At 47.9% G+C, this 13,402-nt stretch carries 16 protein-coding genes and 1 riboswitch; of the genes, 10 read left to right on the forward strand and 6 right to left on the reverse strand.

Translation table 11 applies throughout. The features are described from left to right. Window positions 1–267: 267 nt before the first annotated feature. Together ACZ5FK_RS01385 and ACZ5FK_RS01390 are read right to left on the reverse strand one after the other, a co-directional pair. Entirely contained in the window at window positions 268–1,197 is a 930-nt protein-coding gene (locus ACZ5FK_RS01385; protein ID WP_464806133.1) for an alpha/beta hydrolase, read from the reverse strand. Window positions 1,198–1,213: 16 nt separating this feature from the next. Next, window positions 1,214–2,116: a hydroxymethylglutaryl-CoA lyase gene (locus ACZ5FK_RS01390; protein WP_464806134.1), complete on the reverse strand. Its 903-nt coding sequence runs from the start codon at window positions 2,114–2,116 to the stop codon at window positions 1,214–1,216. Window positions 2,117–2,219: 103 nt separating this feature from the next. Between ACZ5FK_RS01390 and ACZ5FK_RS01395 the strand changes: the two genes are divergently transcribed. From ACZ5FK_RS01395 to ACZ5FK_RS01410, 4 genes are all read left to right on the forward strand, one after another. After that, the gene (locus ACZ5FK_RS01395) at window positions 2,220–3,404 is read left to right on the forward strand and encodes an acetyl-CoA C-acetyltransferase (RefSeq protein WP_464806135.1); all 1,185 of its coding nucleotides are present in this window, start codon (window positions 2,220–2,222) and stop codon (window positions 3,402–3,404) included. A gap of 20 nt (window positions 3,405–3,424) precedes the next feature. Next, window positions 3,425–3,679 carry a DUF3886 domain-containing protein gene (locus ACZ5FK_RS01400; RefSeq protein WP_464806136.1) on the forward strand — a complete coding sequence of 85 codons (255 nt, stop codon included), beginning with the start codon at window positions 3,425–3,427 and terminating at the stop codon, window positions 3,677–3,679. Between the two features lie 100 nt (window positions 3,680–3,779). Next, window positions 3,780–4,481, forward strand: coding sequence for a YhcN/YlaJ family sporulation lipoprotein (locus ACZ5FK_RS01405; protein ID WP_464806137.1), 702 nt, complete (start codon window positions 3,780–3,782; stop codon window positions 4,479–4,481). Window positions 4,482–4,679: 198 nt separating this feature from the next. Beyond that, window positions 4,680–4,781 carry a Spo0E family sporulation regulatory protein-aspartic acid phosphatase gene (locus ACZ5FK_RS01410; protein ID WP_464807331.1) on the forward strand — a complete coding sequence of 34 codons (102 nt, stop codon included), beginning with the start codon at window positions 4,680–4,682 and terminating at the stop codon, window positions 4,779–4,781. A 35-nt stretch (window positions 4,782–4,816) separates the two neighbouring features. On the opposite strand, the gene ACZ5FK_RS01415 is transcribed toward ACZ5FK_RS01410, so the two are convergent. Further along, window positions 4,817–5,911, reverse strand: a complete 1,095-nt coding sequence (locus tag ACZ5FK_RS01415; protein ID WP_464806138.1) for a branched-chain amino acid aminotransferase — start codon at window positions 5,909–5,911, stop codon at window positions 4,817–4,819. A 183-nt stretch (window positions 5,912–6,094) separates the two neighbouring features. On the opposite strand from ACZ5FK_RS01415, the gene ACZ5FK_RS01420 reads away from it, so the two are divergent. Together ACZ5FK_RS01420 and ACZ5FK_RS01425 are read left to right on the forward strand one after the other, a co-directional pair. Next, window positions 6,095–7,210: an NAD(P)/FAD-dependent oxidoreductase gene (locus ACZ5FK_RS01420; protein ID WP_464807332.1), complete on the forward strand. Its 1,116-nt coding sequence runs from the start codon at window positions 6,095–6,097 to the stop codon at window positions 7,208–7,210. A 25-nt stretch (window positions 7,211–7,235) separates the two neighbouring features. Beyond that, window positions 7,236–8,006, forward strand: a complete 771-nt coding sequence (locus ACZ5FK_RS01425; RefSeq protein WP_464806139.1) for an exodeoxyribonuclease III — start codon at window positions 7,236–7,238, stop codon at window positions 8,004–8,006. Between the two features lie 63 nt (window positions 8,007–8,069). Here the strand turns inward: ACZ5FK_RS01425 and ACZ5FK_RS01430 are convergent, their stop codons facing one another. Further along, the gene (locus ACZ5FK_RS01430; RefSeq protein WP_464806140.1) at window positions 8,070–8,372 is read right to left on the reverse strand and encodes a KGG domain-containing protein; all 303 of its coding nucleotides are present in this window, start codon (window positions 8,370–8,372) and stop codon (window positions 8,070–8,072) included. Between the two features lie 274 nt (window positions 8,373–8,646). Then, window positions 8,647–8,748, forward strand: a riboswitch (purine riboswitch). Window positions 8,749–8,892: 144 nt separating this feature from the next. Between ACZ5FK_RS01430 and ACZ5FK_RS01435 the strand changes: the two genes are divergently transcribed. Together ACZ5FK_RS01435 and ACZ5FK_RS01440 are read left to right on the forward strand one after the other, a co-directional pair. Continuing rightward, on the forward strand, window positions 8,893–9,480 hold the full coding sequence (locus ACZ5FK_RS01435; protein ID WP_464806141.1) for a xanthine phosphoribosyltransferase: 588 nt from the start codon (window positions 8,893–8,895) through the stop codon (window positions 9,478–9,480). Further along, complete coding sequence (locus ACZ5FK_RS01440) at window positions 9,477–10,796, forward strand: nucleobase:cation symporter-2 family protein (RefSeq protein WP_464806142.1); 1,320 nt, start codon at window positions 9,477–9,479, stop codon at window positions 10,794–10,796. Before ACZ5FK_RS01435 ends, ACZ5FK_RS01440 begins: the two co-directional genes overlap by 4 nt. A gap of 56 nt (window positions 10,797–10,852) precedes the next feature. Here the strand turns inward: ACZ5FK_RS01440 and ACZ5FK_RS01445 are convergent, their stop codons facing one another. Together ACZ5FK_RS01445 and ACZ5FK_RS01450 are read right to left on the reverse strand one after the other, a co-directional pair. Continuing rightward, a complete protein-coding gene (locus ACZ5FK_RS01445; RefSeq protein WP_464806143.1) occupies window positions 10,853–11,068 on the reverse strand; it encodes a hypothetical protein in 216 nt (71 codons plus the stop codon). A 124-nt stretch (window positions 11,069–11,192) separates the two neighbouring features. Continuing rightward, entirely contained in the window at window positions 11,193–12,098 is a 906-nt protein-coding gene (locus ACZ5FK_RS01450; RefSeq protein ID WP_464806144.1) for an aldo/keto reductase, read from the reverse strand. A gap of 112 nt (window positions 12,099–12,210) precedes the next feature. On the opposite strand from ACZ5FK_RS01450, the gene ACZ5FK_RS01455 reads away from it, so the two are divergent. After that, window positions 12,211–12,744 (forward strand): NUDIX hydrolase, encoded by a 534-nt coding sequence (locus ACZ5FK_RS01455; protein WP_464806145.1) that lies wholly within the window; start codon window positions 12,211–12,213, stop codon window positions 12,742–12,744. Window positions 12,745–12,805: 61 nt separating this feature from the next. Further along, the gene (locus tag ACZ5FK_RS01460; protein WP_464806146.1) at window positions 12,806–13,321 is read left to right on the forward strand and encodes a hypothetical protein; all 516 of its coding nucleotides are present in this window, start codon (window positions 12,806–12,808) and stop codon (window positions 13,319–13,321) included. Window positions 13,322–13,402 lie beyond the last annotated feature (81 nt).

A 13,402-nucleotide genomic window follows, 5' to 3' on the forward strand; every position in this document is an offset into this window, starting at 1 on the left:
TGGTCGATGCCTAATATCCCGGAGTCCATGCCTGATCTATACAAAATGAAGAGGGTTACACTCTAATTGCGGCATATTTGAAAGAGATTTAGAGGACACAGACATGCTTATTATGAATGGAAAGCATCTTTTAGGCTGACGGATTAAGCAGGCAGACCAAACAATGAAACGGTCGGCATTTTCTGTATTCCCATAGCCGCGAAAAATATAAGAGAAAAGAAAAAAGCCCCCAGACGTCCCGGTTCATTTCGGGATCGAAGGCAGCTTTTATTCAAGAAAATTAAACTTTCGCAAGAAGGTCAAGACTACTTGCTTATACGCCTCAGGGTTTTCGTTGAAGGACCTTGCATGGGCGCCTTGCTCAAATAATTTCAGCATTTTAGGCCCTTTTTTTAAACTGTACAGCTCCTTCGTCATTTCTGGCAAGATGAAGTCGTCTTCCAGGCTATGGATGAACAGCATCGGCTTCTCAATTGCTTGGATGGTTTCCCTCGGAGAGACGAGGGAAGTGGTGTACCCGTCCCTGACTCTGAGGAATAAATTCGCGATCCGAAGGGTCATCGATGTGCGAAGAGGTGTTTTGGAACGCAGGATGTGAAGAATCTGCTCGGAAAAATCGGAGAATGGACAATCGACGATGTAAAAGTCCGCCTCTCTTGCTTCTTCCATCCCTCCATACAGTATCGTTGTCGCAGCGCCCATTGATTCCCCATGGATGCCGACAAGTGCCCTGCTGCCGGTCCTGCTTCGGACAGCAGACATGATTTCGGCCAGGTCCTGTTTCTCATAATAGCCAAAGCTCGTCGTCTTTCCGCCAGAGTCCCCATGGCGCCTGTGATCATAGATGACGGAATTGAATCCGAGTGATTCAAACAGTCGGGCATACTTGATGGAGTTGATTTTGTTTTCGGTGACGCCGTGACAAATCACGACCGTCCGTGTAGTATCTAGCGGCTTCAGGAAAACGGCCCTCAATTTGTAGCCATTTGGAGAGTCAATCCAGAAATCTTCTTTGCGTACCGTCTCATACCAATGCGAGTCGAAGCGCTTTGCCACTATTTCGCGCTTCAAGACGACATCATGGTCTTTCAGCTTCATATACATCAGCCGATTAGTGGCGATAAAACCGATGGTCGATAATGCAGCCGCGACTGTACTAAGGGCAAGGCTTCCAATATAGAGGGCGCGTTTTCGCAAGGCCGATCCACTCCTTTTACAATTGGCCGTTCGTGTATAACCTATACATTCCTGATTCAATCGGGCGCGAAACATGTGGTGCGACAATACTGACCGCTTCACAGACTCGTTTGACATCAATGCCCGTCTCAATTCCCAGCGTATCAAACATATGGATCACGTCTTCCGTAGCTACATTACCGGTCGCTCCTGGAGCAAAAGGACAGCCTCCAAGCCCGCCGGCAGATGTATCGAACCGGTCAACACCGGCTTGCAGAGACGCAAAAATATTGGCGATCGCCATTTTTCTCGTATCGTGGAAATGGGCGGTCAACATCGACTGTGGAAGATCTTCGCGCAGTCTGCTGAACAGTTCGTAACTTTCCGAAGGGTTCGCCATTCCAACCGTATCAGCGACGCTGAGTTCATCTGCCCCCATCGAGATGAATGTCTCACAAAGCTCTTTGACATCCCTATATTCCATTTTGCCTTCAAATGGGCAATAAAATGCAGTCGAAATGCAAGCGCGCACAAAAATGTCGTCCTGCTTCAATTTGGCGATCACCGGCGAAAGGGCGTCAAGTGCGTCCGCTGTTGACCGGTTGATATTTTTCTTATTAAACGAATTGCTCACCCCGACGAACACGGCGATATTTCGAGCGCCCGCTTCTAGCGCCAGATCTGCCCCTTTTTCATTCGGCGCCAGAACAAATTGACGTCCGGTACGCGGGGTTTCTTTGACAATCTCCTTCGCATCCGCCATTTGTGGAACCCATTTCGGCGAAACGAATGATGTCAACTCCATCTCCCTGATGCCTGCTGCCTGCAGCGCTTTGATAAAATCCAGCTTCGTTTCTGTTCCTACCGGGTTTTTCTCATTCTGCAAACCATCCCGGGGTCCAACCTCGATAATCGTCGCTTTTTTTGGTAAACTGAACATAACATCCCCTCCTTCATCCATTGTAACGAAAGGATGGAGATTGCGGCAACGAGTAAGGCTGCCGCCTGTTGGGGAGTGAAGCAGCGAATAGGGGGAATGTTTCATGTCTACAGAAGTTGTCATTGCTAGTGCCGTACGTACGGCGATTGGTTCTTTCCTTGGTTCACTCAAGGATATCTCAGCGCCTGAACTTGGGGCGAAGGTCATAAGAGAAGCGGTATCAAGGGCGGGGGTCCGGCCCGAGGAAGTCGATGAAGTGATCATGGGTAATGTACTGCAAGCGGGACTTGGGCAGAATCCTGCCCGCCAGGCTTCCATCAAGGCCGGTTTACCTGAGACCGTTCCATCCATGACCATCAATAAAGTATGCGGATCCGGCCTGAAAGCTGTTCATCTCGCATACCAGGCGATAGCATGCGGAGATGCCGATATCATCATCGCAGGCGGCATGGAAAATATGAGCCAAGCGCCTTATCTGATGAGGAATGCCCGGGAAGGATTCAAGATGGGGGACCAAAAACTGGTTGACAGCATGATTTCTGACGGTCTATGGTGTGCGTTCAATGATTACCATATGGGGATTACGGCAGAAAATCTTTGCGACCGATATTCGATCAGCCGGGAAGAGCAGGATGCATTCGCTGCAGCCTCACAGAAGAAGGCCGCTGCGGCAGTTGAAGATGGAAAATTCAAAGATGAGATTGTTCCAGTCGAAATTCCTCAGCGGAAAGGTGATCCGGTCGTCTTTGACACGGATGAGTATGTCAAAGGAGGAACAACCGAGGAGAAACTCGCCAAGCTGCGTCCTGCTTTCAAAAAAGAGGGGAGTGTGACGGCAGGAAACGCATCGGGGATCAACGACGGTGCAGCCGCGTTTGTCATCATGTCAAAAGAGAAAGCAGATCAGCTGGGCATTACGCCGCTTGCTGTTATTGCGGCGAATGCGAATGCAGGTGTCGACCCTTCGGTAATGGGCATCGGACCCGTTCAGGCGGTGAAAAATGTCCTGGAGAAGGCAGATATGAAGCTTGAAGATATCGAATTGATCGAGGCGAATGAGGCATTCGCTGCCCAGTCGCTCGCTGTTGACCGCGAACTTCAATTTGACAAAGATCGGCTGAACGTTAATGGCGGTGCTATCGCCTTAGGTCATCCGATCGGTGCAAGCGGAGCGCGCATTTTAGTTACCCTATTATATGAAATGAAACGCAGGGATGCGAAAAACGGTCTTGCGACACTTTGCATTGGCGGCGGCCAGGGTGTAGCTACAGTTGTAAAACGTCCGTAAAGGAAAAGAAGGTGTACAGTATGGCGAAAAAACGCAAGAGCGGCAATACGTTAAAAGCGGATCAGCAAAAAGAGAAGCCGTTGACGTTATCGGACAGCCTGTCTGATGATCTGCTGTCGAAACTGGCAGCAGCGAAAAAAGAGCTGACGGCTGAAGCAACAGCGCTTGAAGAGGAACGAATTGAGAAAAAACGTCGTGAAAAAGAAGAAAAAGAAAAGAACAAGAGCTTTGCAGAGCTCTTGGATGAATATGGTGATCACGGCACGAAATTTTAAACTTTGCCCGGCAAACTTTGTTTGCCGGGTTTTTTTAGTGTGCATAGAAAAGCCGTTTGTAAACATGCTAATCGTACATTTTGAAAAGGAGGAAGATATTTTGAAGAAACTGGCGTACGTTGCAACTGTGTCTTTACTGTCAATAGCTCTTGCAGGATGTGGAACCGACCGTGACAATAACGCGACAGGCACGGACAAGAACGGGACTACGGGTACAAACCAATCCTACAGGGACGGCACCAGCCCGATCACGGAGCGGAATGACTCTTATATGGGCAATGGACCGATTACCGGAACGAACGAGTCCTATACTGGGAATAATAACGGAACTGGCGGAATGGGCGGCATCGACAACAGCAATGACGGACTTGCCGGCAATCAGACAAACGGCATGAACGGCAATGTCCAGCGTGATAATAATGGCGGCATGTACTCAGGCAATGGAAACGGGAAAGGAACAAGCAATACTAACCGAAACGTTGAGAATGCGGATGACGTGGCCCGAAAAGTCGAGAGCTTGGATGATGTAGATGATGCCTACGTCCTCGTGACGAACAATAACGCGTATATTGCCGTTAAATTGAAACAAGGCGTGAAAAGTGACAAAGCACTAGAAGATCGAATCGCTGACACAGTCCGCAAAAACGGGAAAAACTACAATAATGTATATGTATCGATGAATCCGGATGCAGCCATGCAGTTCAGTGATTATGGCAACCGGATCCGAGGGGGTCAATCGGTTGAGGGATTCTTCGACGAATTCACAGATGCGCTTGGCCGTATGTTCCCGAATGCAAGATAATACATGAAGCAGAAGTGTAAATGTGAATCTTTTGTGACAAGTGAATAACAGAACGCAATACGACAAATTTTTTAATCATTTGCCTTCATAATAGGTAAAGTTGGCAGAAAACGAATAAGTTTGTTGGAGGCAATGATCTTGTGTAAGGAACAGATGAAACAGTTATTATCCACAAGGATCCAGGTGAAGCGGCGGCTCATGTATCTGAAAGCTAAACAGTATGGCTTCACACATCCAGAGGTCGTATCATGCAGTCAGGATTTGGACAATTTACTGAATCGGATTCAAAATATCAGTTAAGAAAAGGCGACGGAAAACTCCGTCGCCATTCTTGATTATGCCAACTTTGCATAACGCTCTTTCAATTCAGTTACCCAGCTGAACGGATCTTGTAAGTGGCCGGTCTGGATGGAGGTGAGCGTATCGTAAAGACTTTTTGCGGTTTGGCCAGTTTCCCCGTTGTTCACAATCATTTTATAGCCGTCCCAATTCAGTTCACCGACAGGAGAGATGACGGCGGCTGTTCCTGTGCCGAATACTTCTTCAAGTATCCCGCTGTCATATGCTGTGCGTATTTCCTCCATGGAGATCTGTCTTTCCGTAACTGGAACATCCTGGTGGCGAAGCAGTTGCAGGATGGATTTGCGGGTTATCCCCTCTAATATACTCCCATTGATGGCTGGCGTGATGATTTCTCCATTGATTTTGAAGAAGATATTCATGCTGCCGACTTCCTCTACGTATTTCTTTTCCACGCCGTCAAGCCAGAGCACTTGGGAATATCCTAGCTGGTCGGCAGTCTCTTGCGCCTTCAATCCCGCGGCATAGTTGCCCGCAGTTTTAGCGCCTCCTGTCCCGCCCTGGACAGCCCGGACATAGTCATTCTCAACGAGTATTTTAACAGGGCTGATTCCTTCTTTATAGTAAGAACCGACAGGCGATAAAATAATATAGAACTGGTACTTTTTCGCAGGAGCGACTCCTAGATATGCCTCATTAGCGATGACAAAAGGGCGTATGTACAAGGAGGTGCCCGGTAGAGAAGGAATCCAGTCCTTTTCAATCCGGATCAATTCAAACAGCGCGTGAAGAGCCATCTCTTCATCTATCTTCGGCATACAGAGACGGGTTAGGGACTGATTCAGCCTTTTCATGTTCTCCTCCGGCCTGAACAGCCGAATGTTCCCATCCTCGCAGCGGAATGCCTTCAAACCTTCGAAAACTGTCTGTCCGTAGTGGAGGACGATTGCCGCCGGGTCCATTGTGATCGGGGCGTAGGGGACAATACGGTGGCTGTGCCATCCTTTCCCTTCTTCATAGTCTGCAACGAACATATGATCAGTGAAATTGCGGCCGAATACAAGTGTTTCGGGATCCGGCTTTTCTTTTTTCGCTTCGCATTGTCTAATCTGAATCGGCAAAGTTGTCATGTATACCAAGCTCCTCATTATGTAATCTGATAATTCGATTATACAATGGCTTGTTGTAAAATGAAAGGTGTAAATAGTTTAAAAATTATATTATTTTTGAAAGCGCTTGCATAAGCCTGCACGTTTGTCCTCTGCTAAGCGAAGTCGTACACTGGAAGAAAACGATTGGAAAAGGTGTTTACATTGGATCGGATCATCATAGTCGGCGGAGGGATTCTCGGAGCTTCGGCCGCTTATCATTTGGCGATGAAAGACGCGCCAGTTACACTTATCGACCGTAAAGATGAAGGAAGGGCGACAGATGCAGCTGCGGGGATCATATGCCCTTGGCTATCTCAACGAAGGAATAAAGCGTGGTATGATCTTGTCAAAAAAGGAGCTGCCTATTATCCTGATTTGATCTCTGCCCTTGAAAAAGATGGCCAGACTGATACCGGTTATGAAATGGCTGGTGCAGTCAGTCTGCACACAGAGGCAGAAAAGCTCGCAAAGATGGAAGGCCGGACCTTGAAAAAACGGGAGGAAGCCCCCGAAATCGGCGACGTGGAAATTCTGTCGCCACAGGAGACAAAGAAACTCTTTCCACTCCTGTCTGACGAATTCTCGTCCTTGTACGTTTCCGGTGCAGCACGTGTGGATGGAAGGAAACTGCGACAAGCGCTGATCACTGGCGCACAGTCCCATGGCGCTGAAATCATTGATGGGTCAGCCCGGCTTTGCCGCGAAGGAGATGAAGTTACAGGTGTCTTCGTTGACGGCATGTTTATAAAGGCACGGAAAGTACTGGTTACGGCGGGATGCTGGGCAGGTGAGTTGCTTCGTGATATTGGCATATCGCTAACCGTAACAGGGCAGAAAGCGCAGATCGCCCATCTGAATATAAAGGAGAGGACGACAGGAGCCTGGCCGGTCATCATGCCGCCGAACGATCAATATATCGTTCCATTCGCAGATGGCAAAGTAGTTGTTGGGGCGACTCACGAAAACGAGCTGGAAGGGGATATGAGCATCACAGTTGGAGGGCTCCATGAAGTATTCGACAAGGCGCTAGCGGTTGCTCCTGGACTTCGCCAGGCGGAGATCGAAGAAGTGCGTGTTGGATTCAGGCCATTCACTAAAGGATTTCTTCCCGTCATCGGAAAGGTGCATGGTGCGGGGCGGCTGCTATTTGCAAATGGGCTAGGGGCATCCGGACTGACAGCCGGGCCGTTTTTGGGGCGTCAGCTGGCTAAGCTTGCCCTCGGTGAGGAACTTGAGATTGACGAAGCGCTCTATGACGTCTCAAACACAATGAATTGATCGCAGAAAAAGAGGGGAAATGGCAATGAAACTTGTTTCATGGAATGTGAATGGCTTGAGGGCTTGTATCAAAAAAGGGTTTCTTGAATATTTCAATGAGGTGGATGCTGACATATTTTGTGTTCAGGAAATTAAGTTGCAGGAAGGGCAGCTAGATCTGCCGTTGGAAAGTTACTTTCAGTATTGGAACTATGCTGAGAAAAAAGGGTATTCAGGAACCGCTGTTTTCACTAAGAAAGAGCCGGTGGCGGTTTACTACGGAATCGGTGAGGAGCCAGGCGAGAAGGAGGGCAGGATCCTGACACTTGAATATGAACAATTTTTTCTCGTGAATGCATATGTGCCGAATTCGCAACGTGACTTGGCAAGGCTCCCGTTCCGACTTGAGTGGGAAGATAAGATTCGCCAGCATCTCACTGCGCTTGATCGTATCAAGCCTGTCATTTATTGCGGGGACTTAAATGTTGCGCATAAAGAGATTGACATACGCAACTACAAAACAAATATCGGCAATTCGGGATTCACCTATGAGGAGCGTGCTTCCATGGACGCCCTCCTCGAAGAAGGCTTCATTGATACTTTCAGACATTTTCATCCGGAAGAGGATGGAGCTTATACATGGTGGTCGTATATGAATAAAGTGAGGGAACGTAATATCGGGTGGAGAATAGATTATTTTCTCGCTTCCCGCCAGCTTGAACCTTGCCTTGCAGGCGCATCAATTGATTGCCATATCCTTGGGAGTGATCACTGCCCGGTTGTATTGGATATAGACTTAGGGTTTAATAAAAAATGATAATCATTTATAAAAAAAGAAAACCTGACTAGGAATGGCTCCTAGTCAGGTTATTCAGCATTATTAGCGATTGTTGTTGTCATTCATGTCATCGCTTTGTTTTGCGCGGGCTTCTCCGCCTTTACGCCCGATCTCTTCGTAGAAATCACGGTCGTGGTTTTTAGAAGTCGCTTCTCCGCCTTTACGTCCGATCTCTTCATAGAAATCACGGTCGTGGTTCTTGGCAGTCGCTTCTCCGCCTTTACGTCCGATCTCTTCGTAGAAATCGCGGTCATGGTTCTTAGCAGTAGCTTCTCCGCCTTTGCGGCCTGCTTCCTCTAGTGACATTTTTCCTCGGTTGTCATTGTTTTCATTTCTGTTAGCCATATTGAATCGTCTCCTTTGTTTTTAATATTGTTGTTGCTTACAGTCCTTATATAACCGATATCCATAGTCTTAAACTCTTTTGCATGTAAATTCTTTGAAAGTAACAGGCGTTTCCAGTTTGAAACAATCGTCATATTTTCGTAATGTTTAACTAGCTATGCGTACGGGAGGAAACAAAGAGGGCAGATATGCTTGCATTATTTATCAGAAAAAAGGTAATGGTATTTCTACTTCTGCGCTGTTGAAATATGTCGAATGCGTGCTATACTAATACCATTCAAATAACACATCCACTCATATAATCGCAGGGATATGGCCTGCAAGTTTCTACCGATCTGCCGTAAACAGATTGACTATGATGGACGCAGGCGAAAAGGATGCCAATACAGGCGTCTCTTTCGTATCCATTCGGAATGTTTCAGCCCGGATGATCTTGCTCCACTCATGACATGAATGGATGCACGGTCATCCGGGCTTTTTAGTGCCCTGTGGTCGTGGATTTCACAAGGGAGGCACCAATATGAAAAGACTGCAAGAACGTATTGTGAAAGAGGGAAATGTATTATCAGATCAAGTGCTGAAAGTGGACTCGTTCCTGAACCATCAAATTGACCCGTCTCTTATGCGGGAAATCGGCGAAGAGTTTGCGGAACGCTTTAAGGAATCAGGTGTGACACGCATCCTTTCCATCGAATCATCCGGCATCGCTCCTGCGGTTATGGCCGGCCTGTTGCTTGACGTTCCGGTCGTTTTTGCTAGGAAGCGCAAGTCTCTCACCCTGGGCGAAGAATTATACAAAGCTGATGTCTATTCCTATACAAAAAAAGAGACGAATCAGATCTCCGTCTCTAAAGAATTTATCAAGGAAGGCGATCAAGTTCTTGTGATCGACGATTTCCTGGCGAACGGAGAGGCTGCTCTTGGTCTGATGGACATATGCAAGCAAGCGGGGGCAGAGCTAGCGGGAATCGGCATTGTCATAGAGAAAGGGTTCCAGCCGGGCGGCAATGCGCTTCGCGAAAAAGGGATCCGGGTGGAGTCGCTAGCGATTGTGGAATCTCTTGAAGGCGGTAAAGTGACCTTTGCCGGAGAAGAGGCAGCCATATGAAATCAACACTTCTAGGTTTTCAACATTTGCTTGCGATGTACGCAGGTGCCATTTTAGTTCCGCTGATTGTCGGGGAAGCAATCGGGCTCACTCCCGTGCAGCTTACCTATCTCGTGTCCATTGACATTTTCATGTGCGGGATTGCGACACTGCTGCAAGTCATGACGAACCGCTTTTTCGGCATCGGGCTGCCTGTTGTGCTCGGCTGCACTTTTACTGCAGTCGGACCGATGATATCGATCGGCCATAGCTATGGTATATCAGCCATCTATGGTTCAATCATTGCGTCAGGCGCAATCATTATGCTGATCGGCCGTTATTTCGGGCTGCTTGTGAAATTTTTCCCGCCTGTCGTGACAGGATCTGTCGTTACGATCATTGGATTGACGCTTATTCCGGTAGCCATCAATAATATGGCAGGCGGACAAGGGTCGGCGGATTATGGCTCGGGCGCGAATATTATATTGTCTTTCGGCACACTTCTATCCATTATTCTTATCTATAAGTTTTCAACTGGGTTTCTCCGCTCCATTTCCATTTTGTTAGGCCTGGTCTTAGGTACTGTCGCTGCCATGTTTATGGGACTCGTCGATTTTTCGGCTGTCCATGAAGCGTCCTATGTCCATGTTGTACAGCCGTTTAAACTGGGCATGCCGAGTTTCCATGTACTTCCGATTTTGATCATGACCCTTGTCGCCATGGTCTCGCTCGTAGAATCGACGGGAACATATTTTGCGCTTGGTGATATATGTGAGAAGGAGATTACAAAGACAGACCTGGCGAAAGGGTATCGTGCAGAAGGATTGGCCTCGGTGCTCGGCGGACTATTCAATGCCTTTCCGTATACAACTTTCTCGCAAAATGTAGGGTTGATTCAAATATCGGGCGTCAAATCGAAGAAAGTCATATTCATAACGGCATTCATGCTGATCGGCCTTGGCCTGATGCCTAAGGTCGCTGCGGTGACAACGGTCATCCCAACTTCCGTTCTTGGCGGTGCGATGATTGCGATGTTCGGCATGGTGATTTCTCAAGGCGTCAAGATGCTTGGCAAAGTCGTCTTGGAATCGCAGGAAAATGCGATGATCATCGCATGCTCAGTCGGCATAGGCCTTGGCGTGTCAGTAGTACCTGACCTATTCGCGGCGCTTCCTGAAAATGTACAGATTTTAACAAGTAATGGCATTGTGACAGGAAGCCTGGCAGCCATCGCTTTGAACATCTTGTTCAACATGCTTCCGAAACGAAAAAAGAAGAAAGCTGCTGATCCTGCTTTTTCTGTGACAGAACAGAAGAAGGAAGCAGTCCATATATAAACGCAGAAAAGCCCCGATGCTATTATCGCAACGGGGCTTTTTCACATATGGATTGTTTATTTGCCGCTGTCTTCAGTTCCAGTGCCGTCCATTTCAGTATCCATACCGTCAGTATCAGTATCCATGTCGTTATCCACATCAACATCAGCTGGCGGATTGTTCACGTCCAAATTGGTGTCATCGTCTTTATCTCCGCAAGCTCCAAGTACTGTGACGGACAACAGGGCCGCCGCTCCGACTTTCAACCATTTCTTATCGTCTGTAAGATTCATTGTAATCTCCTCCATATTTGTGATTATTCTTGCTGCAGCTGGTACTATTATTTCATTACCCCTTGCTAGAGCCCATAATCATTACAAATATGTTGCGGGTTGGTTACAGAAACTGACAATATCTTTAGCCGGGCCGGTTGTCCTTATACACATCCTGCTTGGTTACAGTTTTCAACCCCTCGATTCTGGTTCGATCCACGTGCTTTTCATAGGCCAGAATCGAGTCGAGAAGCTGTTTCTCTGAACTTGCCCCGACAAGCGCAGAAGCGACCGTTTCTTCCGATAGATTGAAAGAGATGGCATCCGCATGGAGGTCTTCTGACTCGGCCGCCAGTTTCTCAACGGTCTCTCTCAGTTCGTCCCCGGAATAAGTGCTGAAGCCGTCTGCCCTGGCAGCGCGCTTTTCCCCTTCGAGTGTCAATAACCCTTTTGCAAGTGTACCCCTAGCAATGACGGAAGCGCCATGTTGCTGGATCATTCTAAACCATTCCTCAGGGCGTCTGTCTAGGAGGCTGTATTGCATCATGACCGAAACCGCATTGCTTTTTGTCAGGAATCTCTCGATTACATTCGGCCGGATGGAAGAGATGCCGTACTGCAGGATCACTCCTTCTTTCTTCAATGTTTCGAAGGCGTCGATCACTTCATCGGCATCGTCTTCCATTGTACCTCCATGCAGCTGATACAAATCGATATAATCAGTTCCCAGGCGGCGCAGGCTTTCCTTGACGGCCTGCATGATATGGTCTTTCGATGGATCCCAGTGCCAGCTAGTGTGATCCAGTTTCAGGCGGTTTCCGACTTTTGTAGCCAGAATGATTTTCTCCCTATGTTCCTTCAGTAAATCCCCGATCAGCTCCTCGTTTGTCCCGCCGTCGTAAAGATCCGCTGTATCAAAGAAGTTGATGCCGCCTTCGATTGCCGTATTCACGATTCTTTCAGCTTCCGCCCGGTCATCCGGCAAAGACATGCAGCCAAGTCCAATTTCAGAGACGTAAATCCCGCTCGTTCCCAGTTCGCGTTTTTCCATAATAAGCACCTCCGTTTAGTTCATGGTACAATGATGCCGGATAAAGTGAAAGCGGCCTGCATTACAGCCGCCTCCTTCATTTATATTAATGGGAAAGCGCAGGTGCATGTAAATGGAATTTGAAGAGAGAACTGTCGGAAGCACGCCGATTTTTGAAGGAAGGGTCATCTCATTGCGGGTCGATGAGGTCGAATTGCCGGACGGACAGAGAGCGAAGCGTGAACTGGTAAAGCATCCTGGCGCTGTTGCAATCCTGCCGATCACAAATGAGGGCAAGATCGTTTTTGTAGAGCAATTCCGTAAAGCCCTTGAGCGCACACTTGTTGAAATACCTGCAGGGAAAATCGAACCCGGCGAGGATAAGGAATTGACGGCGATCCGGGAGCTTGAGGAGGAGACCGGCTATAAGGCCGGGTCATTCAGCTACTGCCAGTCGTTTGCCACGTCACCTGGTTTTGCTGATGAAATCATTCATTTATATATCGCACGCGATTTGGAAAAGGTTGAGAACCCGGCTGCTGGTGATGAGGATGAATTCATCAATATCATGGAGTGCACCGTGGAGGAAGCAGAGCAAATGATGGCTGATGGGCGTATTTTCGATGCGAAAACGGCTATCGGCGTAATGCTTGCAAAAATGATCTAGTAATGGGCTATATACGGGCGGACGAGCATAGGTTGTACAAAAGACTCGGGAGGTGCAGCTTATGGTCCGTTCCCTATCGCTCTATCATGTGTTCGTCATATTAGCTGTAAGTTATATAGGCGGAGCTATATTGTTTCGAATCATCGATGTCCATGATACAGAAACCGTCCTTCAATTTGTCGACAGGCGAGTCGTTGATCGAGATTCCTCTGTCATCTGGTCGCTGATGATGATGGGTATTTTCCTCATCAGCGCCTATGCATTGTCCATCAAACGGCAAACGAGATTTTTTGTACTGCTGATCGGTGCTTTGAAAGGAGTGCTCTTCGGACTTTCCTCATCTTATTTATTGGCCGAAGGGACAGGCATGGTCGATTATTCAATCTGGTGGTTTCCGTTCCAGTTTGTCTTCTGCTTTCTTCTCTTGCTGTACTGTTCAGTGCTAGGGCCGCCATACTTTGATAGAATGAGCCAAAGACGCAAGAAAAGGAACTTACGCCCTTTGCCGTTCCTCCTTGCTTGTTTCACTTGCTTGCAGTTGATGGAAGTCATCGTTTTTCATATTTTCGTCAAGTGACCGCCTGGAAACAAGCGGCGTCCCTTTCTGTTGTCACGCGGAACAGCCATTTGATATAATAGGTTCAGTAGCAGGGGGGGC

This window comes from Sporosarcina sp. GTC18466 (genome assembly GCF_055389225.1).

Bases quoted from the DNA above. Each gene is read 5' to 3' on its own strand.
- ACZ5FK_RS01390 (WP_464806134.1), bottom strand. From the start codon at position 2,116: ATGTTCAGTTTACCAAAAAAAGCGACGATTATCGAGGTTGGACCCCGG.
- ACZ5FK_RS01395 (WP_464806135.1), top strand. From the start codon at position 2,220: ATGTCTACAGAAGTTGTCATTGCTAGTGCCGTACGTACGGCGATTGGT.
- ACZ5FK_RS01400 (WP_464806136.1), top strand. From the start codon at position 3,425: ATGGCGAAAAAACGCAAGAGCGGCAATACGTTAAAAGCGGATCAGCAA.
- ACZ5FK_RS01410 (WP_464807331.1), top strand. From the start codon at position 4,680: ATGTATCTGAAAGCTAAACAGTATGGCTTCACACATCCAGAGGTCGTA.
- ACZ5FK_RS01415 (WP_464806138.1), bottom strand. From the start codon at position 5,911: ATGACAACTTTGCCGATTCAGATTAGACAATGCGAAGCGAAAAAAGAA.
- ACZ5FK_RS01425 (WP_464806139.1), top strand. From the start codon at position 7,236: ATGAAACTTGTTTCATGGAATGTGAATGGCTTGAGGGCTTGTATCAAA.
- ACZ5FK_RS01430 (WP_464806140.1), bottom strand. From the start codon at position 8,372: ATGGCTAACAGAAATGAAAACAATGACAACCGAGGAAAAATGTCACTA.
- ACZ5FK_RS01435 (WP_464806141.1), top strand. From the start codon at position 8,893: ATGAAAAGACTGCAAGAACGTATTGTGAAAGAGGGAAATGTATTATCA.
- ACZ5FK_RS01440 (WP_464806142.1), top strand. From the start codon at position 9,477: ATGAAATCAACACTTCTAGGTTTTCAACATTTGCTTGCGATGTACGCA.
- ACZ5FK_RS01445 (WP_464806143.1), bottom strand. From the start codon at position 11,068: ATGAATCTTACAGACGATAAGAAATGGTTGAAAGTCGGAGCGGCGGCC.
- ACZ5FK_RS01450 (WP_464806144.1), bottom strand. From the start codon at position 12,098: ATGGAAAAACGCGAACTGGGAACGAGCGGGATTTACGTCTCTGAAATT.
- ACZ5FK_RS01455 (WP_464806145.1), top strand. From the start codon at position 12,211: ATGGAATTTGAAGAGAGAACTGTCGGAAGCACGCCGATTTTTGAAGGA.
- ACZ5FK_RS01460 (WP_464806146.1), top strand. From the start codon at position 12,806: ATGGTCCGTTCCCTATCGCTCTATCATGTGTTCGTCATATTAGCTGTA.